The organism is Rhodospirillales bacterium, from assembly GCA_020638175.1.
Classification (GTDB): Bacteria; Pseudomonadota; Alphaproteobacteria; order Micavibrionales; family Micavibrionaceae; genus JACKJA01.
On sequence record JACKJA010000002.1, the window covers coordinates 1,321,071 to 1,343,977 of the forward strand.

Below are 22,907 nucleotides of genomic sequence, written 5' to 3' on the forward strand. Positions count from 1 at the left end.
AGAATGTCCCTTTTGGCAAAATTACAACCACTCAAAGCCCGGCACGAAGAACTCGCGGCGCTGATGAGCGCGGGCGGCCTGTCCGGCGATCAATTTACAAAGCTTTCCATGGAGTATGCCGAACTTTCGCCCGTGGTAGAAGCCGTCGATGCCTATGATAAAGCGCTGCAGGAACGCGAAGGTCTGGAAGACATGCTCGCCGATCCGGAAATGAAGGCGATGGCCGAGGACGATATGCGGGCGCTGGATAAGCGCATCCCGCAGCTGGAAGAACAAATCAAACTGGCACTGATCCCTAAGGATGAGGCTGACGCCAAAAACGCGATCCTCGAAATCCGTGCCGGGACCGGGGGGGACGAAGCGGCCCTGTTCGCAGGAGACCTGCTGGAAATGTATAAAGGCTACGCCGGGGCAAGAAGCTGGAAATTCGAAGTGGTCGAAGCGTCAATCAGTGATATTGGCGGGTATAAGGAAGTGATTGTCCAGATTCAGGGCACCAACGTTTTCGAGCGGTTGAAATACGAATCCGGGGTACACAGGGTACAGCGTGTCCCCAAAACCGAATCCGGCGGCCGGATCCATACCTCTGCGGCGACAGTGGCGGTGCTGCCGGAAGCCGAAGACGTTGATGTGCATATTGATGAAAAGGATCTGCGGATCGATACCTACCGTTCCCAGGGCGCAGGGGGGCAGCACGTCAACACGACGGACAGTGCTGTACGTATTACTCATATTCCCACAGGGATCGTCGTGGAAATGCAGGAAGAACGCTCACAGCACAAGAACAAGGATAAGGCCATGAGCATGCTGCGGACACGCATTTATGATGCGGAACGCCAGCGTCTGGCCGACGAGCGGGCCGCTGACCGGAAATCGCAGGTCGGGTCCGGCGACCGTTCGGAACGTATCCGGACCTATAACTACCCGCAATCCCGTGTCACCGATCACCGGATCAACCTGACGCTCTATAAGCTGGATGAAGTAATCGCCGGGGAGGCGCTCGATGAGATCGTCGAGCAACTGATCGCTGAAGATCACGCCGAACGCCTGGCTGAAATGGAGTTTTAAACGATGTCACAAGGTACGATCAGAGAGCTTTATCTGGAACTGCGCGACAAGTTGCGGCAGTCGGGGATCTATACGGCCGATGTCGAAGCTCGTGAGTTTATCAAGCATGCTGTCGAGGTTGCCGATATCGATATTATCGTCAGGTCGGATACGCCCATCGGCCAGGCAAAGAGAAACGAAATTGATAGCTGGTTAGCCCGCCGCCTGAAAGGCGAGCCGATCAGCCGCATCTTCGGTGAACGCGAATTCTGGGGGCTGCCGTTCAAAGTGACCCCGGATGTCCTGGATCCGCGCCCGGATACGGAAACGATTATCGAAGCGGCCCTGAAACGATTTCTGGGCGACCCGCCGGAAACGATTCTTGATATGGGTACGGGAACGGGCTGCATTATTATTTCATTATTGACCGAATGGCCGAAAGCCAGGGGCGTTGCTGTCGATGTTTGCGATAAGGCTCTGGCCGTAGCTAATGAGAACGCAAAACGGAATGGAACGGACAAACGTCTGAAGCTTGGGAAAAGCAATTGGGGCGAATCCATAAAAGGTAAATTCGACCTGATCGTTTCGAATCCTCCCTATATCACGAATCAGGAATGGGAGAATCTGGACGTTTCCGTGAAAAATTTCGATCCGATTCTGGCATTGAAGGGCGGCGAAGACGGTTTGGATTGTTACCGCACTATTGTTACGGAAACAAAAAAGCTGCTAAAACCTGATGGCGCGGCCTTTTTTGAAGTCGGGTTTTCGCAGGCCGATGATGTGGTGCGACTCGTGGAAGACTCTGGCCTTTGCTGCAAGGGCGTACATGCCGATATAGCAGGCATTCCGCGGGTTGTGGAAATCTCTTTTGGGGAAAAGTAATTTTTTTCTTGCCCCGGTTCTTGATCGTTCCGGTTGTCTCACGATACGGTCTAATCATTCACGACACAGTCGTAACGAACTTGTGACCCGAAACACTTTCTTGGGATATGTGTTTTTCGGCATAGGCGGCCTCTGGCCAAGTGTACGTGAATCAAGTAGAATGTACGTATGTCCAGTCAATTTGAAAAAGGTACAGGTGATAGACAATGAGACATGGAGCTTCAGGAAGAAGACAAAGAAACCGCGGCGGCCGCAGGGGCGGCAACAACCGCACACAGGTTTTTGACAGTAACGGCCCGGACGTACGCATACGCGGCACGGCCCACCAGATTCAGGAAAAATACGTAGCGCTGGCCAAAGATGCTGCCGGTATGGGTGATCGAATCCTGGAGCAAAGCTATTTGCAGCACGCTGAGCATTACCAGCGGATTATCAATAGCTGGGCTGAGGCAGAGGACTTTATCCGCGATGACGAGCCGTCTGAAAAGGCGCCGCAACGGTCACGGAAAGAAAAAGCAAAAGAAGATGATCTCGGACTGCCATCCAGCATCATTGGCGCTGAAACCTCAAAAGAGGTAACACTCGAAGACGCTTAGACAGAAAAGTTAAACCTGTACCTTAAGGAAAGCGGCCTGTGGGCCGCTTTTTTGCGTATGGTAACAAGGCTTGAATTTTAGGGCCTGCGGGTCCATTTTTATTCATAGATCTAAACGGGATGGTATGACTATGGACTTTGAACGCTTTACCGAAAAATCACGCGGGTTCCTGCAAAAGGCGCAGACGCTTGCCATGCGCCGGAATAACCAGTCTCTGGAGCCGGAGCATCTGCTGCGCGTGATGCTGGATGACGAAGACGGGCTGGTGAAAAAGCTGGTCCAGGCGGCGGAAGGCGATGTTGACCGTCTGGGCAAGGATGTCGATGCGGCGCTGGCCAAAATCCCGGAAGTGACAGGCGGCGGCAGCGGCCTGCGTATTTCAACCGATCTGGCAAAAATTGTGGATAACGCGTTGAATTTGGCGGAAAAAGCTGGGGATAAGTTTGTCACCGGTGAGCGGATTCTGCAGGCGATGAGCGTTGCCAAGGCTTCTGATATTGAAGGGATCCTGCAGGGTGCCGGGATCACCCCGCAACGCCTGAACCAGGCCATCAACGACATGCGTAAGGGACGTACGGCCGATACGGCCACGGCGGAAGGCCAGTTTGACGCGCTGTCCAAATATGCCCGCGACCTGACCGAAGCGGCACAGGACGGCAAGCTGGACCCGGTCATTGGCCGGGACGAAGAGATTCGCCGCACGATCCAGGTGCTCTCGCGCCGGACAAAGAACAACCCGGTGCTGATCGGGGAGCCGGGGGTAGGGAAGACCGCGATTGCGGAAGGGCTGGCCCTGCGCATCATTAACGGCGATGTCCCCGAAAGCCTGAAAGGCAAGAAGCTGATGGCGCTTGATCTTGGCGCGATGGTCGCCGGGGCGAAATTCCGCGGGGAATTCGAGGAGCGCCTGAAAGCGGTGCTGGACGAGATTCGCTCCTTTTCCGGTGAAATCGTCCTGTTCCTTGATGAAATGCATACGATTGTCGGAGCCGGCAAGGCGGACGGGGCGATGGATGCCTCGAATATGCTCAAACCCGCCCTGGCGCGCGGCGAACTGCATATGATCGGCGCCACGACGCTGGATGAATACCGCAAATATATCGAAAAGGACGCGGCCCTTGCCCGGCGCTTCCAGCCGGTCTTTATCGAAGAGCCGACGGTTGAAGACACGATCTCGATCCTGCGCGGCCTGAAAGAGAAATACGAAATGCATCACGGCGTCCGGATTACCGATTCCGCGATCGTGTCCGCCGCGACCTTATCGAACAGGTACATCACCGACCGTTTCCTGCCGGATAAGGCTATCGACCTGATGGACGAAGCGGCCTCGCGGCTGCGGATGCAGGTTGATTCCAAGCCAGAGGAGGTTGATGAGCTTGACCGCCGCATCATGCAGCTCAAGATCGAGCGCGAGGCGCTGAAGAAGGAAGCACAGGACAAAGCCACCAAAGACCGCCTTGATAAGCTGGAAGCCGAACTGGACGAGCTGGAAAGCAAGGCCAGCGATCTGACCGGCCAGTGGGAAGCGGAGAAAGAGAAGCTGCAATCCGGTCAGAAACTGACTGAAAAGCTGGATCAGGCGCGTATCGAGCTGGAACGCGCACAGCGCGCCGGGGACTGGACCAAAGCCGGGGAGCTGATGCATTCCACGATTCCCGATCTGGAGGAAAAGCTGGCCAAATCTGCGGAAATGCAGGGGCAGAACCTGATTAACGAAGAAGTGACATCGGATGAGATCGCCGCCATCGTCAGCCGCTGGACCGGGATCCCGGTCGATAAGATGATGGAAGGGGAGCGCGAAAAGCTGCTCGGCATGGAAGATAAAATCCGCCAGCGGGTCGTCGGCCAGGATGCAGCCGTTCACGCGGTCGCCAACGCGATCCGCCGTTCCCGCGCGGGCTTGCAGGCCCCGAACCGCCCGATTGGATCATTCCTGTTCCTCGGCCCGACCGGGGTCGGGAAAACCGAGTTGACCAAAGCGCTGGCTGAATTCCTGTTCGATGACGACAGTGCGATGGTCCGGATCGATATGTCCGAATATATGGAGAAACACTCCGTTGCCCGCATGATCGGCGCGCCGCCGGGCTATGTCGGTTATGATGAGGGCGGGGCCTTAACGGAAGCTGTAAGAAGAAGGCCGTATCAGGTTGTTTTATTTGATGAAATTGAAAAAGCGCACCCGGATGTTTTTAATATCCTGCTGCAGGTCCTCGATGATGGCCGCCTGACCGACGGGCAGGGGCGCACGGTTGATTTCTCCAATACCGTCCTGATTATGACTTCTAACCTGGGGGCGGAACATCTTGTGAATCAGCCCGAAGGCGAAGATGTCGAAGCCGTCCGGAACCAGGTGATGGATGTGGTCCGGTCTTCGTTCCGTCCGGAATTCCTCAACCGTCTTGATGAAATCCTGCTGTTCCGCCGCCTTGGCCGCGACCAGATGGCCGGGATCGTCGATATCCAGCTTAAATATCTGCGCGACCTGCTGGCGGACCGCCATATTACGCTCAATCTGGATGACAAGGCGACCAAATGGCTTGCCGATAAGGGGTACGAGCCCGCTTATGGCGCAAGACCGCTGAAACGCGTGATCCAGTCCGAACTGCAAAACCGCCTGGCGGAACTGATCCTGGAGGGCACGATTGCCGACGGCGCGGCGGTAAGTGTCAGCGTCAAGGGCGATCATCTGGATTTCAAAATAGACGGACCGAAAGCCGGCAAAAAGGAACGCTCTGTGGCTTAAGGCAAGCTTTCTCTTGGTCGGACAATATCTTGGTGGTACAGTTGTTCTGATTTTACTGGAACACCAACAAACCTGATGAAGTTCGCCATGATACGCTTTTCTGTTTTGTCCCTGTCTGTTTTGCTTTTGTCGGCCTGTTCGACCGTGATTGATAAATCACAGCAGGAAGTCACCGTTGAAACACCCGGCGCGCATGAGGCGCTCTGTACGTTGGAAAACCGTGATTTGAAATACAAAATCCGGGCACCGAAAACGTTGACCATCACCAAATCGAAAAAGCCGTTCAAATTGCGTTGTTTGGCGGCGGGCAACCGGGTGAAGGAAGTGGTCGTCGAGCCGACGATTAATGAAAACAGCCTAAGGATGAATGTGGCGAATGCCGGCATAGGGGCATTGGTCGATTATGAAACGGCCGCGATGTACCAGTTCCCGGACACGGTCGTTGTCGATTTCACGGATATCCCGGCAACGCCGATGCCTCTACCCGCGTACCAGAAATTCCTGAACGAAAACCCGTCCGTCATGGGGATGGAGGAATTCCGTCCGGGCCGCTCGGCGCTCCAGCGGGATCGTTATGAGCAAACACCGACCCTGCAGAGAATCGACCGCGAAGGGGAATTGATCGAACGGACTTCGGAAATGACAGAGGTTACGGGCGGTAGCTTTACCGTGCAGGGCGGGGAAGAAACGCCAGCGGCTAATGACTCCGAAGGTTTGACCCATTCCATGAACCCGCAGGTCTTCGATGTTCAGCGTGATTCGCAGGGCTATGAAATCCCGGCTACGATAACGCCGCCTTACGGGGAATGAGTAAGCAACCTGAAAACTATTTTTTGTGCGGGATCGGGGGCAGCGGCATGAGCGCGCTGGCTCTGTTGCTCCGGGCGCAGGGGCATGTTGTCAGCGGTTCAGATCGGGCGTATGACCGGGGCCAAAGTCCCGAAAAATTCAAATCATTGCAGGATAACGGGATAACGCTGTTTCCCCAGGACGGCAGCGGCATAACGGCCGATACCGGTCATCTGGTCGTCTCCAGCGCTGTTGAGGATACGATCCCCGATGTACGGGCGGCGCTGGATAAAGGCATTCCGGTTATCAAACGGGCCGAATTGCTGGCGGCGCTGTTTAATGCGGTGCCGATCAGTATCGGTATCGGCGGCACCAGCGGCAAAACCACGGTGACGGCCATGACGGGGCATATTTTTCAAAAATGCGGCAAAGCGCCAACAATCGTCAATGGCGGCTTAATGCTGAATTTTTTAGATAAAAAGACACATACACCGACCAATTTGGTGATAAATGATAAAAAAAGTGACGTTTTTATCGCTGAATTGGACGAAAGTGACGGTTCAATCGCACTTTTTACCCCCTGTATAGCGGTTTTGAACAATGTAACGCTCGATCATAAACCCCTGAGTGAGCTAAGACCGCTGTTTCATGACTTTGTAAGCAAGGCCGGGCAGGGCGCGGTGATAAATCTGGATGACCCGGAAGCCGCGCAGTTAAAAGCTGTTCATCCGCAGACTGTTACTTACGGAATTGAAAACATCAACGCGGATTTGAATGCGGTGAATTTAAAGCCATCCCCCACCGGCATGGACTTTGAACTCGACGGCCAGCGTGTATCCCTGATCGTGCCGGGACGGCATAACGTATCGAACGCTCTGGCCGCGATCGCCGCCGCGCGGCTGACGGGGATTCCTGTGAAAGACGCCGCGCAGGCTATGGAGAGCTTTACGGGTGTTCATCGCCGTATGGAAGTCGTCGGGACGGCCAACGACATCACCGTCATTGACGATTTCGCCCATAACCCGGATAAGATCGCCGCGTCTCTGGCAACGTTGCGGGCATTTCCAGGGCGGATTCTCGCCGTGTTTCAATCACATGGTTTCGGCCCGACAAAGTTATTGCGCGCCGGACTGGTGCAGGCCTTTGCGGAAGGGCTGGGGGACGATGATATTCTCTTGATGCCGGAAATTTATTATGCCGGCGGCACGGCTGACAAAGTCATCTCTGCCCGTGATATTATTGAGGACGTCAAAACAGCCGGCAAACAGGCGCAGTTTTTTGAAACCCGCGCGGAGATTATCCCGTTTCTGACAGAAGAAGCGCGACCGGGCGATCGCATCGTCATTATGGGCGCCCGTGACGATACCCTGACGGATTTTGCAGCGGCGATTTTAGCTCACGTCCGGTAACGCTCTTCCAGCAGGGCAAAGACCGCGCGCAGACCCATATCGGTGCCGCCCATGGGCTTACCGGGGGTCCCGGAATCCTGCCACGCGTACACATCCAGATGAACCCAGTCTTGCCCGGCTTCCACGAAGCTTTGTAGAAACAGACCGCTATAAATCAGGTCACCCGGCGATTTCGCGCTGTTGACCAGATCGGCAATCGGGCTTTTGTTTTTATCGTGATAAGGCTGCCATAACGGCATGCGCCACAGCGGATCTTCGTTGCTGTCGGCACATTTTTGCAGGCTCGTGGCGACTTTGTCGCTATTACTGAAAAAGGGCGGGACATCCGGCCCCAGCGCCGCCCGCGCCGAGCCTGTCAACGTGGCGAAATCAATCAGCAGCTCCGGTTTATCTTCACAGCCATAAGCCAGCGCATCGGCCAGAATTAGACGGCCCTCGGCATCTGTGTTGGTGTTCTCCACGGTCAGTCCTTTACGGCTCTGCAGAACGTCACCGGGCCGGAACGCGCCGCCGGATACATCGTTATCGACCGCCGGAACCAGCACCCGCAAGCACACGGGCAGTTTCAGGCCCATAATCAACTGCGCCAGCGCCAGAACATGCGCCGCGCCGCCCATATCCTTCTTCATCAGGGCCATATACGTGCCGGGCTTCAAATTCAGGCCGCCGGTATCAAAACACACACCCTTGCCAACCAGCGTGATCTTGGGGTCTTTGGGCTTGCCCCAGCGCAGCTCAATCAGGCGCGGAGCACGCGGGCTGGCCTTGCCGACGGCGTGAACCAGCGGGAATCCTTTTTCCAGCGCCGCGCCTTTTGTGACTTTGATCTTGGCGTCAAACGGCGCCGCCAGATCACGCGCCGCCTTTTCAAGCTCTTCCGGCCCCAGATCGTTGGCCGGGGTGTTAATCAGGGTGCGGATCAGGCTGATCGCCTCGATAAAGGCCTGCACCCGTTTTTTGTCGGCCCCCTTGGGCCAGAGCAGCCGGGGGCGGGGAGCCTCATTCTTTTTGTAGGTGTCAAACCGGTAACCGGCCAGTCCCCAGCCCATACAGGCCCGGTTCAGCGCTTCGGCCGTCAGGCCCGTTTCATCCAGAGCAAACGCGGCTTTTTTCAGAAAATCCGCCGCCAGTGATTTTTCCAGCGCGGTAAACCCCGCCGCAAGATCATAAAGCCCCAAAGGGTCGCTAACGCCGATCAGAACATGGGAAAGCCCGCCGTCTTTGCCGCTGTGAATCAGGATTTGTCCCGGCTTGGCGCTAAATCCCTCATTACCAATCTGCGCCTGCAGGGCTTTGCCCTGTTTTTTCTGCCAGCTTTTAAACCGGCTCGTATCCAGAGGGTGAATGGTGACAGGCGTTTGCGACGTTTTAGTCAGGAAACATGAGGACATGGGAACTCTTTCAACGGTTAAACAGCGATTCAAGCTATTCCCAGTATAAGAAAAATCAGGGGGTTTGGACAGAGAGCAAATGGCGGAGACGAGAGGATTCGAACCTCCGGTACGGTGTTACCCGTACAACGGTTTAGCAAACCGCCGCCTTCAGCCACTCGGCCACGTCTCCATCGAAGGGTATGAATTACCAGCGTTCGCACGCCAGATCAAGACTTTATCGCGCTAGTCGAGGTAATTTTCATCCTTGAGCTTTTTATGCTGGCCGAAATCGGCTTTGACAACCATCAAAAAGCCGATCAGGACAAACAAAATACCGAGCGTTATAAAGGCTTTCCATGCAACCGCCCAGCTCAGAATGTCGAACCAGATTTGACCGATGGTCAGCGCCGCCGCTACGACAGCAATGGTAATCAGGCAATAAATGAGAAACTGGTGCATTTTATCCTCCAATCGGGCGTTCCATGACAACCAGAAAAGCCTCACGGTCGAAAAACAGCAACATACGGCGGCTTTCTTTTTCCATCGTTACAACTTTCCAGCCATCGGCGCCGTTCCGGTTTAAAAATTCTGAAAATTTGATCGGGTCGACTTTCGATCCACCGAGAAACAGCGATCCCAGCATGCTTTCCCGGTAAAGAATGACTTTGTATTCATATTTCTGGGTCATATTTCTATCCTGCGTTGTTAAGCAAAACCAGCGCTATGGCCGATAATACAAAAATCAGTCCCATTCGTACATCGGCTTTTTCCGTGTGCCCTGTCAGTTTGTAATACAGGGCCACCCAAAATGGCGCAATATAGGTTATCGCCACGACATAAGCCGGATTGGACGCATAAGTGAAAGCGAAATTTTTGCAAATAATCAGGCCGATCATCGCGATTCCGAGAAAAATTCCGGCCTTCAGCATTTTTCTTTCAAAGATATGCCGGATAGACAAATCCTGATGCCAGCCATGATGGGCCAGAGTAAGCAGGGCAATCATAAGACCCTCGATCCAGGGGAATAAAATAATGCCGCTGAAAACAGGACTCATATCCATGCCCACCTTGACGAGAAAATTGACGAACACGGCGGCAAACAAGGCCGGCCCGAAAAACAGGAAAGCCTCGGTGCTGACAGGACACTTTGCCAGCCGCATAGCGGCAAACACAGCAATAAACAAAACGGCGATAATGCTGAGGAAACGGGGAAGATCGGCCATCAGGCTGGCGCGCTCCCCGCTGTCAAAAATAAACCAGAGCGCAAACAGAGCCCACAGGGTGACGGGCCGCAGGCGGGTCAGAACACCGCCGCCATACTGGTTTGATCCTTGCAGATAACGCGTGTCGGCATATAGCGACAAAAAGGACGATAGAACAGGCAACACATAAAAAAGCGGCTGGCGTGGCCATTCTATAAAAAACAAAGCCGGGGTGAACGCCAGAACAGGGGCAAAACCACGAAAAAAGACCAGTGTTTTACCGGGAAGCTTGAAATATTGGTTTCCTGTGCTGTAAAGAGCCGCAAAAATACTGGCGGCAAAGGCCGCGACCCACCAGATATGCGGGGCGAGGGCCGTCATTCTTCTATTTCGGCAACGACCCTGACAGGCGCGCCGTCGGCTTTGTATTTTGCAGGATAGGCATGGATTTTAAACGGGCGGTCCGCAGGAACGGATTCCAGATTGGTCAAATTTTCTATAATCAAAATATTTTCCGGGAGAAGCAACCTGTGGATGGGGTAAGGCTCGCGGTCGGGGGACGGCGTGTCGATCCCCAAAAGGGCAACCTGCATTGCAATCAGGGCATGGGCGAAGTCTTCCGCAATTTCCGGGTAATCTTCATAATAATCAGGCTCGCGGAATTTTTTGTCCCAACCCGTATAGACCAGAACAATGTCGCCTTTTCCGATAGGCTTGTTTTCAAGCAAAGCGGCTGTGGCGCTTTTTTTGCCGCGGGCATCAATAATATGACCGCGTCCTTGAAAATGGCTGACGGGGATATCGGAAACATAGGCACCGCCATCGACCATATGAAAGGGCGCGTCGATGTGTGTGCCGACATGCAGGCCGCTTTCAACCCGGCTATGGTTTATAGCGCCTTCTTCATAGGTCATATCCTGATACAGCTTGGAGCAGATATCACCGGGATAAACGGGCATGTCACTGGTAAACGTATGTGTAAGATCAACCAGAGTCGTCATTCAGTTTCTCCTTCACACGCCGTTACAAATATCGTTTCAAATATTCCGGCCAGTTTTGGTCAAAATCCGTAAATTCGCTGATATTCTGGATAAACCATTTATCATCACGCCGGAAAACCCGGCAAAAAACAAAAGCAAACGCGTTACTGTCGGGGAGATCGCCGATCTGGACCTGCAGGAAGTTTTTGTTGGTGTAGGCATCGGCAAATCTCACCGCCGGATTCAGGACTTTGTCGAACTCATGCATACAATCACTTTCGATCATGAACACGAATTCAGTCAGGTTGTCCGGCAGGCCTTTCAGTTCGATATGGATTTGCTCGTCGTCATACTTCCGGTGCCCCTCCATATCTTCGCCGCTGTGGTAGATTTTATGGCTTGGGTCCGTTGCATGCTCAGCCGACGGATCAATAACGGCATAAAATTGCCCTGTGTTGTCATAGATAAAGCAATGGAGGTCGAGATCGTAATAGGGATATTCGGATTGCCGTCCTTGATGGTCGCTTTTTTCTTTCATGGAGCCGGGGCGTTTCATGAAATAGGAAAGCATTTCCGGATTTTCCATCATCATACCGATGGATTTTTTTAGCTGCGCCCAGCGATATTTTTTGCGCTCTTTCTTTCCGACTTCTTCGTCCGGCCGGGGATCCCACGAAAGACCGGCGACAAGGCGCTGCTTGGCTTCCATGGTAACGGATATCTCGACAACCTCTCCCGTTGCCGGTCCGGTGAGCAATCCCATCTTTATCCTCCGAGTTTTTGCTTAAGCAACTCGTTTACCATAGCGGGATTCGCCTTGCCTTGCGATTTTTTCATGACTTGACCGACGAAAAAGCCGAACAATTTGTCTTTTCCGCTCTGGTAAGCGGCGACATTATCCGGGTTTTCGGCGATGACCTCATCGACAATCGCTTCGATTGCGCCGGTATCCGTGACTTGCTTCAGCCCTTTTTCCTCGACGATCGCGGCGGCATCCTTGCCGGTGGCGTACATTTCGGCAAACACGTCCTTGGCGATTTTACCGGAAATCGTGTTGTCGGCGATCAGGGCAATCAGGCCCCCCAGTTGCGCTGCGCTGATCGGGGAGGCTTTCAGGGCTTTACCGTCTTTGTTCAACGCGCCCAAAAGCTCGTTAATCACCCAGTTAGCGGCCAGCTTAGCATCATTGTCGTTGGCGACAGTTTCGAAGTATTCGGCGCGCGCCCGCTCGGCGATCAGGACGCTGGCGTCATACAAAGACAGGCCGTATGTGTCCATAAAACGGTGTTTCTTCTGGTCCGGCAGCTCCGGCAGGCCGCTTTTGATCTGGTCGACAAAGCTTTGCTCGATCTCCAGAGGCAGCAAATCCGGGTCCGGGAAATAGCGGTAGTCATGCGCTTCTTCCTTGGAGCGCATCGAGCGGGTTTCCATCTTGTTCGGATCCCACAGGCGGGTTTCCTGCACGACGGTGCCGCCGCTCTCGATTAGCGCGATCTGACGTTCAACCTCAAAATCAATAGCCTGATGTACCGCTTTGAGAGAATTAACATTTTTCGTTTCTGTACGCGTGCCCAGCTCATCCCCAGGTTTACGCACAGATACGTTCACATCGGCCCGCATGGACCCTTCTTCCATGTTCCCGTTACAGGTGCCCAGATATTGCAGGATCATCCGTAATTTGGACAGGTAGGCCGCAGCTTCTTCGGCGCCGCGGATATCCGGTTCGGACACAATCTCCATCAACGCGCAGCCGGAGCGGTTCAGGTCAACGAATGACTTGCTCGGGTGCTGGTCATGCAAGGATTTACCGGCATCCTGTTCCAGATGCAGGCGTGTGATGCCGATGGTCTTAACGCTGCCGTCCGGCAGGTCAATCTCGATCTCGCCCGTACCGACAATCGGGTGCAGGAATTGTGAAATCTGGTACCCTTGCGGCAGGTCAGGATAAAAATAGTTCTTCCGCTCAAACACAGAGTAGGTGTTGATTTTCGCATTCAGGCCCAGCCCGGTACGCACGGCCTGTTCGACACATTTTTCATTCAGCACCGGCAGCATGCCCGGCATGGCGGCGTCAACCAGACTGACCTGGCTGTTCGGCGAAGCACCGAATTCCGTGGAGGCTCCAGAAAAAAGTTTGGACTGGACAGTGACCTGGGCATGGACTTCCATCCCGATCACAATTTCCCATTCGCCTGTTTCACCTTTGATAAGATAAGCCATTTTTTACTCCGTATAAGTGCGTATTATTTAGGGGCGGCATCTTCCTGAATACAGCTCAGTGCCAGACGCTTTTCCATTTGTGCGAACTCCGGGCTGTTGACGATCGGTTCCATCGGATCGGTAATATTGGGGCTGTTCCGGAGAACCGCGCTCAGTTTATCAGCCGCGCTTTCAGCCGTATATTGCGCCATTTTATCGGCGAGGCAGCCGCATATCCCTTTCTGGGACTGGAATTTGTTTTCCATGCAGCGATAGTAAATCAGGTCGCGAACCGGGAATTCCATACAGGGGGCGTAAACCAAAACCAGCATCCTGTTCAGGGCATTGCGGCCCGCCTGATCGTTTTGCGCCATGACCTGCAGCTCTTCGACGCTCATGTTTTTTTGATAGAGCAGCGCCGTGCATTGGCACATGATTTCCTGCGTGTCGATAGTCATCCGCTCGTCGCGCTTGGCGATGCAGTTGCTAAAATAGATATCGGCCATTTTATCGCTGACAGGCGTTTGCGCCTGCGCGGGCAGGGCGGTAAGCAATACAAACAAAAATGTCAGGCAATATTTAATCATCCCTATGCCGCTTTCTTTGTGACCAGTTGCGGTAAAGCCGTAAAGTTCGCAGCTTCTTCGAGAACGCCGCCGACCCGGAACAAGGTTTCCTCATCCCATGCCTTGCCGATCAATTGCAGCCCCAGCGGCAGGCCATCGGAAGACAGCCCCGTCGGAACGTTCATGCCCGGCAGGCCCGCCATGTTAACCGTGACCGTGAACACGTCGTTCAGGTACATTTTCAGCGGATCGTCTTCGTTTTCGCCAATTGCAAAAGCGGCGCTCGGCGTTGCCGGGGTCAGCAGCACGTCACATGTCTTGTAGGCCTCGATAAAGTCGTTCTGGATCAGGCGGCGGACACGCTGCGCCTTGACGTAGTAGGCGTCATAGTACCCGGCGGACAGCACGTACGTGCCGATCATAATCCGGCGTTTGACTTCATCGCCAAAGCCCGCGGCGCGGGTGGCTTCGTACATGTCTTTCAGGTCGCCGCCTTCATCAACGCGCAGGCCGTAACGCACGCCGTCATAACGCGCGAGGTTGGACGAAGCCTCTGCCGGCGCGATAATGTAATAAGCGGGCAGGGCATATTTCGTGTGCGGCAGAGAAACTTCAACAATCTCGGCTCCGGCGGCCTTCAGCCAGTCTTCCCCTTGTTGCCACAGCTTGGCGATTTCGTCCGGCATACCGTCCAGACGGTATTCTTTCGGAATTCCGACTTTCAGGCCGCGGACATCCCCCGTGATAGCCGATGCAAAGTCCGGCACCGGAATGTTGGCCGATGTGGAATCTTTGGGATCGAACCCGCTCATGGATTTCAGGAGCAGGGCGCAATCCTCGACCGTGCGGGCAAACACCCCGGCCTGATCGAGCGATGAAGCAAACGCCACAATCCCCCAGCGGGAGCAGCGGCCATAGGTCGGGCGAATGCCCGGAATACCGCAAAACGCGGCAGGTTGACGGATTGACCCGCCCGTGTCTGTCCCCGTCGCCCCCATGCACATCCGGGCGGCAACGGCAGCCGCAGAGCCGCCGGACGATCCGCCGGGCACCAGGTCGGCCTCAGGATTGCTCTGGCTGCGCCATGGATTAATCACATCACCATACGCGCTGGTCGTGTTCGAAGACCCCATCGCAAATTCATCAAGGTTGAGCTTGCCCAGCATAACTACGCCGTCATCAAACCATTTTTGCGTTGTTGTGGATTCGTACGTAGGAACGAAATTCTCCAGAATTTTACTGCCGGCCGTGGTTTTCGTGCCCTTGGTGCAGAACAGATCCTTGATCCCTACCGGAATACCTTCCAGCGCCCCGGCCTTGCCGGCCGCGCGGCGTTCGTCGGACGCTTTGGCCTGCGCCAGTGCAATCTCCGGTGTTTCCGTGATATAGGCATTCAGGCCGCGATGCGCTTCCATGACGCTGATGTGCGCCTGTGTCAGCTCCACAGCCGTGAACTCTTTGTTCTCCAGCCCTTTCAAGGCTTCCGTAATCGTCAAATGGGTCAGGTCGGTCATTTTTGTATCTCTTAAACTGTCATTCTGAGCGAAGCGAAGAATCTCATGTAACGGGTCATCCTAAGATCCTTCGCTTATGCTCAGGATGACAGGGGCAAATCTTTATTCCACCACTTTCGGGACAACGTAAAAATCTTCCATCTCTTCCGGCGCATTGGCCAGAACATCCTGCGCGCAATCACCATCCGTAACCTTGTCTTCACGCAGGCGCAGCTTGATATCCACCGGCGAGGGCAGGGGTTCGATATTGTCGGTATTCACTTCATCCAGTTGCTCAACAAATCCCAGAATATTGGAAAGCTGGGTGGCGCGAACTGTAACCTCTTCATCCGTAACTTTCAGCCGCGCCAGATTGGCGACTTTACGAACGGTTTTTTCATCCATTGACATGACTTGTATTTCCTTGGTTAAAAGCCTAGATTTTTTAGCACCGAGGTACGTTATGTGCAAGGAGGAGTTTGAAAAATGCTGACTTTAATGAAAGATGTTCCCGAAAACGTGCTGGGCGTTGTCGCAGAAGGCATGGTTACGGCGCATGATTATGAAACGGTGCTGATCCCCGCTGTCGAGGAAAGGCTGGAAAAACAGGATAAAGTTCGCGTCTTGTACGTTACGGCGGCGGACTTTCAGGGCTACGATGCCGGCGCGATGTGGGATGACGCAAAACTGGGGTTGTCTCACCTGACGGCATGGGAGCGCGTGGCGGTTGTCTCGGACGTTGAATGGATACGCATGATGTTGCATGCGTTTTCTTTCATGATGATGGGCCGCATGAAGCTGTTCAAAATCGAGGAGCTGGAGCAGGCCAAAGTCTGGGTGGCGGAATAGAATGCCCGTTGGCCCTTTGAAAGAGATCGGCAGCCAATGCCCACCCCGCGCCCGTTTGCTGGGGCTGGATATCGGCAAGACCACGATTGGCCTGGCCGTGTCGGATAGCGGCTGGACGTTGGCGACGCCGTTGCAAACGGTCAAGCGCACGAAATTCACCCAGGATATACAGGAACTGGCCAAAGTCATCCGTGAATATGAAATCGGCGGCTATGTCCTTGGCTGGCCGGTTAATATGGACGGCAGCGAAGGGCCGTCCTGCGACCGGGTCCGGGCGTTTGCCGATGAAATGACAAAACATCCGGGCATTTTCGGTGCTGATCCGTGGGTTGCTCTCTGGGATGAGAGGTTATCCACAGTTTCTGTGGAGAGTTTTGTGGATGAATTTGTGGAAAAACGCGCAACCCGGCGCGGAGCAAAGGATAGCGGGCTCATAGATAAACTCGCCGCTCAGGTGATATTACAGGGCGCAGTGGATTATTTGCAGAAATAACATGTCTATGACGGGCGCAAATCCAGAATGCGGGACGGACGGCTTGCCAGATAGTCATGCACAAGACGTCTATTGGCGTTAAGTTCAGATAATCCCTGATCGACAGCCTGACTTATAACGATTATCCCCGGACATTGTGCTTCATTCGTCTGATAGTGACGGTTCGCAATGGCGCATAAATTCTTATTGCCGGTTTGACGGCCATCATTTGTGAGAATGGTGTGGACTCCTATCTTTGCTGCTATTGCATAAAGCGCGTCGTCCTTGGTTTTTTGTGGAACAACATGAGGGGCGGCAATAGCCCTGCCAAAATCTCGATGCACATCAGGAAAGAGCTGAAGCGGCAAACACTCATCAATCAAGATTAGGTGGTCTTGCGGTGGTTTCCCCAGGGCACGGTCTACAAGGTGGCGCTGTTCAAGAGCGAGGTTTGCCAAAATCTGGAGCAAGATCTTTGGGGAATGTTTGCTAAGCAACTGTTCATAGGTAAGGGCGCGTTTTATATCTTGAATGATGCCCGCTTTTGCTTCTTCGCGCACCCTTTGCTTTTTTTCTCTGTTTGCCAGTCTTTTTGCGGTTAGTCCCATTTATACCCCCTTGTCTCAGCATTATGAAAAGTTTTTACGTTAAACAAGGGGGGCTGTCAATTCCATAAACAAAATTATTAGGGCGATATCTTGTTTCGCCCATAAAAAACGGGGGCAAACCGTCCCCGTTTTTTAAAAAGACTTTATAACGGACAAGCAGGGTTAAGCCGCCTGCGTTTGATCGTCAATATCCGCTGCCGGTGCATTTTCCTGTACGGAACGAATCCCGTTTTCACAGGCGGAACGGCTGGAATACATTTCAGATTGAGCGATGATTTGGCCGTTTTTTGCCGTCAGGCAAAAATAGAAATCACCGTTTTTAGATTTCTTCATTTGAAAACATGGGTGTGCCATGGTCTTTCTCCTTCAAATGTTAAAGATGGATGAGGCAAGACTAGGCGCAAATGATTTTAGGTGTCAACTTTTATCGGTGCTGTTTTTTCTGCCATAGCGCATAAGATCATGACCATGATCGCGGATCCATTTCTTCCCGGCTTTGTAATCGGTCGATAGCGCGGCGCAGACATCCCAGAATGCCTTGCTGTGGTTCATATGGCTAAGATGCGCGACTTCATGGGCAACGACGTAATCGAGACTTTCCCACGGGGCGAATATCAGCCGCCATGAAAAGGAAAGCTGGCCATCCGGCCCGCAGGATCCCCAGCGGCTTTTGGTGTCCCGGACCTGTACGCCTTTGACGGTCTTGCGCGTTTCTTCGGCCTTTTCATGCGCCAGTGCCGTCAAGGTCTGCCGCGCTTCTTCTTTCAGGTAACGCCGCACGCGGGTCTCGAAGGATGCGCGTCCCGGCGGCACCCGCAGGCAGGTATCCTCCAGAACAAAATCCCGGCCTTCATGCTCGACAAGCAGGCGCTCTTTGCCCAAAAGAGGAATAATCGCGCCGGGCCGAAACGGAATGGAAACGGGCAGGGCGCTGATTTTGCTTTCGATCCATGCACTGTGCTTGCGGGTAAAATCATAAGCCTTGGCCAGAGAAGCCCGCTCCGGCAGGACCAGAACCATCGTGCGTCCGGCGCTGTCCATCCGCAGAGCCATACGTCGCGCTCGCTTGCTGCGCCGGATCGCCAGATGAGGCGACAGCGCCAGAATATCGGCTTCGGTCGGTTGCAACTGTTTGAGAAGCGGGATCATGTATTCTAAAATACGGGAATAAGCCCCTTGGCATCAAGCGCTTTTAAGCGTTCGAGGTCCGGGTCTTTTGCGCCTGAATGTCTGTGTCTGTTGTTCCAGGCTTGCTTGAAGATGTCGGCGGGAAGATCGTCCAGATCAAAGTTTCCGGGGAAATTTTCCGAAATTTTACCGCTCAGGACGTCCGTGGCAAAAGACAGCAAATAGACATCGTTGTGACAATGCCGGTCCAGATAACCCTGCATGGCCGGTGATAAAGACGGAGCCAGTCCCAGAGGCATGGCAAATTCCTGATAAAAATCAAATTCCATCATATCGTTCATATCTCCGGTTTCAATCTCGACGCCGTTAAGGATGAGAGCATGAAAACCTTCGGGGAAACAGGATTGTTGCCGTATTTTTCCGGTTTCCAGCGTGAAAAGGTATCTCATTTTTTTCAGATACGGCATGACATCGTCAAGCAGGTTATCTTTTTCCTTCTGTAATTCCGCATCCTCACAAAAGGGCCGTATATCAAATCCTGATTCCGGGGCTGAATCGTGAACCGCCTGCGCCAGCGTTGATATAATGTGCTGCTTGTGGGGAAGAGTCAGAAGATAATTAATGGTTACAAGTTGCTGGCGAAACGCGGATTCAAGCTCGTCATGCATAGTGACCAGATCCGTTTGCCGTTCTTCTTGGGGGTCCTGAATGGCGCTTATATCATGTGCATCAATAAATTTGTTAATTTCCTGCATCTGGCTGTAGATGTCGGATGCGTTTTCATCGAACGTTCTGATCCTGTTTATAAAATTATAGCGAAAGGAAGCGGATAAAAGAGGTTCTGCACCACGGCTGTCAAGCAGCGGAAGTGTCGCAGCGGATATGTCGTAAGGAAAAGTCATAACGCCTTCTTAGCGTTACTTGGTAAAGCAAGGCAATTATTTTTTATGGTAAGTTGTGTTTTTTATTCGTGCGCCTGCAAAATATCGTCGATGCGGCCTTCCAGCTCAGCCTGTTTACGCAGGCGGGCGCGGACGGCATCAATGCCATGGACGGATTTGTTCCATTGCGCGGGCCGTTTGTCGGGGTTGGCCGCCAGATCCTTATCGGGAACCGGGTCGCATCCCTTGTCAAAGCGCCGGGCCATATGACGAATGCGCGGCATAATTTGCGTACGCCAGCGGCTACCGTTGAAAATCCCGTAATGTCCGACATGCATCTGGAAATGGTGATATTGCCGGTTCGCCGACAGGTTTTTCGTCAGGTCGTGTGCCGCCGTTGTCTGGCCGTGTGCCGAAATATCATCCAGCTCGCCTTCAATCGTCAGCATGGCGGTTTTTGTGATTTTCTTTGGATCGACATTCACCCGGCGGCCTGTCGCCGGATCGCGCCAGTACATTTCCCCTTTCGGCAGGGCATGTTTCTGGAACACGGTTTCGACGGTCTGCAGGTAAAAATCTGCACTGATATCCATGACGGATAAATATTCATTATAAAACTTGCGGTGTGATTCTGCGGATTCGCCGTCGCCGTTGACCAGGTGATGGTAAAACTGCATATGCGATCCGACATGGCGGTCGAGATTCATCGACATAAATCCGCCAAGCTGGATAAAACCCGGATAAACATTGCGGTAAGCACCGGGATAATAAAAAGGAACCTCGGTAACCACGGTATTCTCGAACCAGCTCAGCGGGCGCTGTTCGGCCAACTCGGTAACTTGCGTCTTTGAGACGCGCGGATCAATCGGCCCGCCCATCAGGGTCATGGTTCGCGGCGCATTTTGCATGTTTTGGGCTTCCATAACAGCCGCCGCGGCAAAAACCGGCACAGCGGGCTGGCAAACGGCGATGACATGGGTCGGCGGTCCCAGAAATTCCAGAAATTCGATAAGATAGGCGATATAATCATCCAGATTAAACCGGCCTTCCCGTAAAGGAACCTGACGCGTGTCCAGCCAGTCAGTAATATAAACGTCATGATGCGGCAGCAAAGCTTCGACCGTGCCGCGCAGCAGCGTCGCATAATGCCCGGACATCGGGGCGACGACCAGAACCTTGGGATCCTTGCGCTTGGTTTTGCGTTTGAAATGCAAAAGGTTGCAAAACGGTTTTTTCAGGACGTCTTCCTCGACAATAGCGACTTTTTTGCCGTCAATCGTGGTGCTGGGAAGATCGAAATTCGGAGCGCCGAAACGGCGGGTAACACGTTCGAATAATTCGGCCCCGGCAGCGAAGGTGCGTCCGGCCTGTGTGTAGGACAGGGGGTTGAGCGGATGCTGGTAAACCATGCGGGCGGCCTCCGCCGATAAGCGGGCCGGGGTCAGGAGCGCATGTTGCAAATCGTAGAAATGGTAAAGCACGGTAAACCTGTCCTTTGTCTGATCGTACTGTCTTATCCTATAATAATAGCGCAAAAAAGTTAATTTTGTCGCGCTGCAGCAAATTTTTTCAGCTTCTGTGAAAAAGCGCTGTATTATGATAGCAGCGATCGCAATAAACAGATATAACTATTTATGATGCTTGAATTTTTATCGGACATTCACGACAACTTGCTGGATCCGGGCCGTTTTCTGACGGCTCTGAGTGCTATCGTATTGACCGGGATTGTCGGGCTGGTTACCGGTCCGCGGGGCGGGAGCGCACAACCGCTTTACTGGCAGGTCAATGATCTGCTGACCGGCTGGATCGGCGGCAAGCTGGATCGTTTGCACCGCAAGGCCGTTGATCTGCTGTTTCGCGGCGTTCTGTTTGTCTATTTTGCTCTGCAAATCGCTTATATGTTTGGCTATCTCGCGCAGCGTATAACGGCAGAAATGCCGCTCTACGGCTTTACGGAGATTTTGATTCTATCCCTTCTTTTGACATCGGGGACGGTCTGGTTTGCCCTGTTAAAGCTCTATTTCGCGATGCGCGACGGTAAAACCGGGCAGGGCGCATACTATGCCATCGCCCGCTCATCGCGCGTCAATCTGGCCGTCAGCGATGATTACGGCATCACCCGCACGGGAATGGGACTCGCCGCCCGCAGCTTTGACAAGGGGATCGTTGCTCCTGTGATCTGGTATCTGATTGCCGGGCTGCCGGGTGCCTTTATTTATAGCGCCCTTACGGCTGTCGTCTGGCGTTTTGGACGGGACGGTTCCTGCCGCGGGTTTGGCAAGGTAGCGCTGGCATTGGAGAAACTGATGGGGTTTGTGCCGCATGTGCTGGCGGGGATATTAATGGCGCTGGCCGGGCTGTTGACTCCGACTGGCGGGATGAGCCGTGCGTTGCTGGCGCTTTTACATGGCAAGGCCAAAGCTCCGTATGCGGAGGGCGGCTTACCGGTGACGGCGATGGCCTATGCCCTGAATGTGTCTCTGGGCGGCGCCGTGCAGGATATCGACGGGCATAAGATCAAGCGCACGTGGGTCGGTCCTGAAGGCGCGACGGCGCAGCTGGAAAAGGGGCATTTGCGGCGGGCGCTCTACCTGAGCCTGATGGCGCACGTGCTGTTTCTTTCGGCCTTGGTCGGGGCCATGATTGTTGCCGGGCGTCTGGGGTGATCCGCCCTAGGCGGCGTGCTTGTTAACTTGCAATAAAGTCAGGGCTTTGAGCTGCGGGATCTGCAGCGCGGCGGCGACCCCCGGTTCATTGTTGCCCGGTATCGGCGGCAGGACCGTCAGACTGGTGTTTTGCAAAACCCAGGACATCAGGTTATCCGGCGCCGTACCGCAAAAGGCGCAATGATCGGCGATCTCCGGTTTTCCCTCGGCCAGCGCCGCCAGCGCCGCGAGCCCGGCAAGGCTATCCAGCAAAACAGGAACCGAAGCCAGCCGCGCCGCCAGAATCATCCCGGTCAGCGCCGCGATTTCAAAACCGCCGGCTTCACGCAAGGCTTCCAGCGCCGTCAGGGTTTGATTGTTCGTCCGGGCGCGCACGGCAGCAGCCAGATCGTCATTTTGCCCGGCGATCAGGGCCAGAACAGCCGCAGCCGCTTTGTTCGTCCCGGCGCCGAAAGCTCCGGCGGCCAGTAAATCCGGTCCTTTTTCAGTCATCATCATGCCGTAGGCCATGGCTGTGACCATGGCATCGTCACTCATGGCGCTTTCCTGAAAGGCATCGGCCGTCGGCGTCGTCAGGTTCATTTCGTAAAGCCGCAGATCGGCATTGGCAAACTGGCAAAGATCATGGAGCTTGCTGTTTCCGTCCTGACAACCGGCCAGATAGGCCTGCGCGTCCTGTTTTGCCGTTTCATCATCAAAGGCAAAACCGTGATGGCCGCAAAACAGCGCCGTGCGGGGGTGGTTAAGCCGTGCGGTGCATTTTTGTTGGCTGCGTTGCAGCCATGCCAGCGCCGGCGGAATGTCTTTTCCCTTGCCACGTTTGGGGAGCGGCTCGATTTTTGCGATTAACGCCTTGATTTCTTCCAGTGGCAGCACTTGATCGGTCATGGTTTTCTCGTTATTGGTTATGCGCAGACACTAAATACGAAAAAGCGTAAAAGCAATGCTTGACTTTTATGGTGGTCTTCGACTATTGTCCGGACCTGATTTTTGGAATTTTTGAGACGATTGCTAGCAAACGTAA

At 53.9% G+C, this 22,907-nt stretch carries 25 protein-coding genes and 1 tRNA gene; 9 read left to right on the forward strand and 17 right to left on the reverse strand.

All coding sequences use genetic code 11. The annotated features are described in order from the left end of the window. Nucleotides 1–3: 3 nt before the first annotated feature. The 6 genes from prfA (at nt 4) to H6868_06435 (ending at nt 7,466) form a co-directional block, all read left to right on the forward strand. Nucleotides 4–1,068: a peptide chain release factor 1 gene (gene prfA, locus H6868_06410; protein MCB9988952.1), complete on the forward strand. Its 1,065-nt coding sequence runs from the start codon at nt 4–6 to the stop codon at nt 1,066–1,068. 3 nt (nt 1,069–1,071) lie between these two features. Beyond that, nucleotides 1,072–1,929 (forward strand): peptide chain release factor N(5)-glutamine methyltransferase, encoded by an 858-nt coding sequence (gene prmC / locus H6868_06415; protein MCB9988953.1) that lies wholly within the window; start codon nt 1,072–1,074, stop codon nt 1,927–1,929. 206 nt (nt 1,930–2,135) lie between these two features. Next, nucleotides 2,136–2,525, forward strand: a complete 390-nt coding sequence (locus tag H6868_06420) for a DUF4167 domain-containing protein (GenBank protein ID MCB9988954.1) — start codon at nt 2,136–2,138, stop codon at nt 2,523–2,525. A 130-nt stretch (nt 2,526–2,655) separates the two neighbouring features. Next, complete coding sequence (gene clpB, locus H6868_06425) at nt 2,656–5,268, forward strand: ATP-dependent chaperone ClpB (protein MCB9988955.1); 2,613 nt, start codon at nt 2,656–2,658, stop codon at nt 5,266–5,268. 87 nt (nt 5,269–5,355) lie between these two features. Further along, on the forward strand, nt 5,356–6,078 hold the full coding sequence (locus tag H6868_06430) for a hypothetical protein (GenBank protein ID MCB9988956.1): 723 nt from the start codon (nt 5,356–5,358) through the stop codon (nt 6,076–6,078). Next, nucleotides 6,075–7,466: a UDP-N-acetylmuramate--alanine ligase gene (locus H6868_06435; protein ID MCB9988957.1), complete on the forward strand. Its 1,392-nt coding sequence runs from the start codon at nt 6,075–6,077 to the stop codon at nt 7,464–7,466. The genes H6868_06430 and H6868_06435 overlap by 4 nt, the downstream gene beginning before the upstream one ends. Here H6868_06435 and H6868_06440 read toward each other — a convergent pair. The 11 genes from H6868_06440 to gatC all read right to left on the reverse strand — a co-directional run bounded on the left by H6868_06440 (nt 7,454) and on the right by gatC (nt 15,690). Further along, on the reverse strand, nt 7,454–8,857 hold the full coding sequence (locus tag H6868_06440; GenBank protein MCB9988958.1) for a leucyl aminopeptidase family protein: 1,404 nt from the start codon (nt 8,855–8,857) through the stop codon (nt 7,454–7,456). The two genes, H6868_06435 and H6868_06440, sit on opposite strands and share 13 nt — an antisense overlap. An 80-nt stretch (nt 8,858–8,937) precedes the next feature. After that, a tRNA-Ser gene (locus H6868_06445) sits at nt 8,938–9,029 on the reverse strand. 53 nt (nt 9,030–9,082) lie between these two features. Continuing rightward, a complete protein-coding gene (locus H6868_06450; GenBank protein MCB9988959.1) occupies nt 9,083–9,298 on the reverse strand; it encodes a hypothetical protein in 216 nt (71 codons plus the stop codon). 1 nt (nt 9,299) lies between these two features. Further along, the gene (locus tag H6868_06455) at nt 9,300–9,527 is read right to left on the reverse strand and encodes a DUF4177 domain-containing protein (protein ID MCB9988960.1); all 228 of its coding nucleotides are present in this window, start codon (nt 9,525–9,527) and stop codon (nt 9,300–9,302) included. Nucleotides 9,528–9,531: 4 nt separating this feature from the next. Beyond that, nucleotides 9,532–10,422, reverse strand: a complete 891-nt coding sequence (locus tag H6868_06460) for a hypothetical protein (protein MCB9988961.1) — start codon at nt 10,420–10,422, stop codon at nt 9,532–9,534. After that, complete coding sequence (locus tag H6868_06465) at nt 10,419–11,042, reverse strand: cyclase family protein (GenBank protein MCB9988962.1); 624 nt, start codon at nt 11,040–11,042, stop codon at nt 10,419–10,421. The genes H6868_06460 and H6868_06465 overlap by 4 nt, the downstream gene beginning before the upstream one ends. A 22-nt stretch (nt 11,043–11,064) precedes the next feature. Next, the gene (locus H6868_06470; protein MCB9988963.1) at nt 11,065–11,784 is read right to left on the reverse strand and encodes a TerD family protein; all 720 of its coding nucleotides are present in this window, start codon (nt 11,782–11,784) and stop codon (nt 11,065–11,067) included. A gap of 2 nt (nt 11,785–11,786) precedes the next feature. Then, nucleotides 11,787–13,241: an Asp-tRNA(Asn)/Glu-tRNA(Gln) amidotransferase subunit GatB gene (gatB, locus tag H6868_06475; GenBank protein ID MCB9988964.1), complete on the reverse strand. Its 1,455-nt coding sequence runs from the start codon at nt 13,239–13,241 to the stop codon at nt 11,787–11,789. A 23-nt stretch (nt 13,242–13,264) separates the two neighbouring features. Next, on the reverse strand, nt 13,265–13,807 hold the full coding sequence (locus H6868_06480) for a hypothetical protein (protein ID MCB9988965.1): 543 nt from the start codon (nt 13,805–13,807) through the stop codon (nt 13,265–13,267). A 2-nt stretch (nt 13,808–13,809) separates the two neighbouring features. Further along, nucleotides 13,810–15,300 (reverse strand): Asp-tRNA(Asn)/Glu-tRNA(Gln) amidotransferase subunit GatA, encoded by a 1,491-nt coding sequence (gene gatA / locus H6868_06485; GenBank protein MCB9988966.1) that lies wholly within the window; start codon nt 15,298–15,300, stop codon nt 13,810–13,812. A 102-nt stretch (nt 15,301–15,402) separates the two neighbouring features. Continuing rightward, nucleotides 15,403–15,690, reverse strand: coding sequence for an Asp-tRNA(Asn)/Glu-tRNA(Gln) amidotransferase subunit GatC (gene gatC, locus H6868_06490; GenBank protein MCB9988967.1), 288 nt, complete (start codon nt 15,688–15,690; stop codon nt 15,403–15,405). Nucleotides 15,691–15,765: 75 nt separating this feature from the next. Here gatC and H6868_06495 point away from each other — a divergent pair, with 75 nt between their 5' ends. Then, nucleotides 15,766–16,128, forward strand: coding sequence for an STAS/SEC14 domain-containing protein (locus tag H6868_06495; GenBank protein ID MCB9988968.1), 363 nt, complete (start codon nt 15,766–15,768; stop codon nt 16,126–16,128). Nucleotide 16,129: 1 nt separating this feature from the next. Further along, complete coding sequence (gene ruvX, locus H6868_06500) at nt 16,130–16,621, forward strand: Holliday junction resolvase RuvX (protein ID MCB9988969.1); 492 nt, start codon at nt 16,130–16,132, stop codon at nt 16,619–16,621. Between the two features lie 5 nt (nt 16,622–16,626). Here ruvX and H6868_06505 read toward each other — a convergent pair whose 3' ends face one another. The 5 genes from H6868_06505 to H6868_06525 all read right to left on the reverse strand — a co-directional run bounded on the left by H6868_06505 (nt 16,627) and on the right by H6868_06525 (nt 20,698). Then, complete coding sequence (locus H6868_06505; GenBank protein ID MCB9988970.1) at nt 16,627–17,208, reverse strand: hypothetical protein; 582 nt, start codon at nt 17,206–17,208, stop codon at nt 16,627–16,629. Between the two features lie 162 nt (nt 17,209–17,370). Further along, nucleotides 17,371–17,562, reverse strand: a complete 192-nt coding sequence (locus tag H6868_06510) for a YegP family protein (protein MCB9988971.1) — start codon at nt 17,560–17,562, stop codon at nt 17,371–17,373. Nucleotides 17,563–17,625: 63 nt separating this feature from the next. Next, the gene (locus H6868_06515) at nt 17,626–18,357 is read right to left on the reverse strand and encodes a M48 family metallopeptidase (protein MCB9988972.1); all 732 of its coding nucleotides are present in this window, start codon (nt 18,355–18,357) and stop codon (nt 17,626–17,628) included. A 5-nt stretch (nt 18,358–18,362) separates the two neighbouring features. After that, nucleotides 18,363–19,238: a hypothetical protein gene (locus H6868_06520; protein MCB9988973.1), complete on the reverse strand. Its 876-nt coding sequence runs from the start codon at nt 19,236–19,238 to the stop codon at nt 18,363–18,365. A gap of 62 nt (nt 19,239–19,300) precedes the next feature. Next, a complete protein-coding gene (locus H6868_06525; GenBank protein ID MCB9988974.1) occupies nt 19,301–20,698 on the reverse strand; it encodes a polyhydroxyalkanoate depolymerase in 1,398 nt (465 codons plus the stop codon). Nucleotides 20,699–20,854: 156 nt separating this feature from the next. On the opposite strand from H6868_06525, the gene H6868_06530 reads away from it, so the two are divergent. Beyond that, on the forward strand, nt 20,855–21,883 hold the full coding sequence (locus H6868_06530) for a cobalamin biosynthesis protein (protein ID MCB9988975.1): 1,029 nt from the start codon (nt 20,855–20,857) through the stop codon (nt 21,881–21,883). A 6-nt stretch (nt 21,884–21,889) separates the two neighbouring features. Here H6868_06530 and H6868_06535 read toward each other — a convergent pair whose 3' ends face one another. Next, nucleotides 21,890–22,771 (reverse strand): nicotinate-nucleotide--dimethylbenzimidazole phosphoribosyltransferase, encoded by an 882-nt coding sequence (locus tag H6868_06535; protein ID MCB9988976.1) that lies wholly within the window; start codon nt 22,769–22,771, stop codon nt 21,890–21,892. Nucleotides 22,772–22,907: the final 136 nt, after the last annotated feature.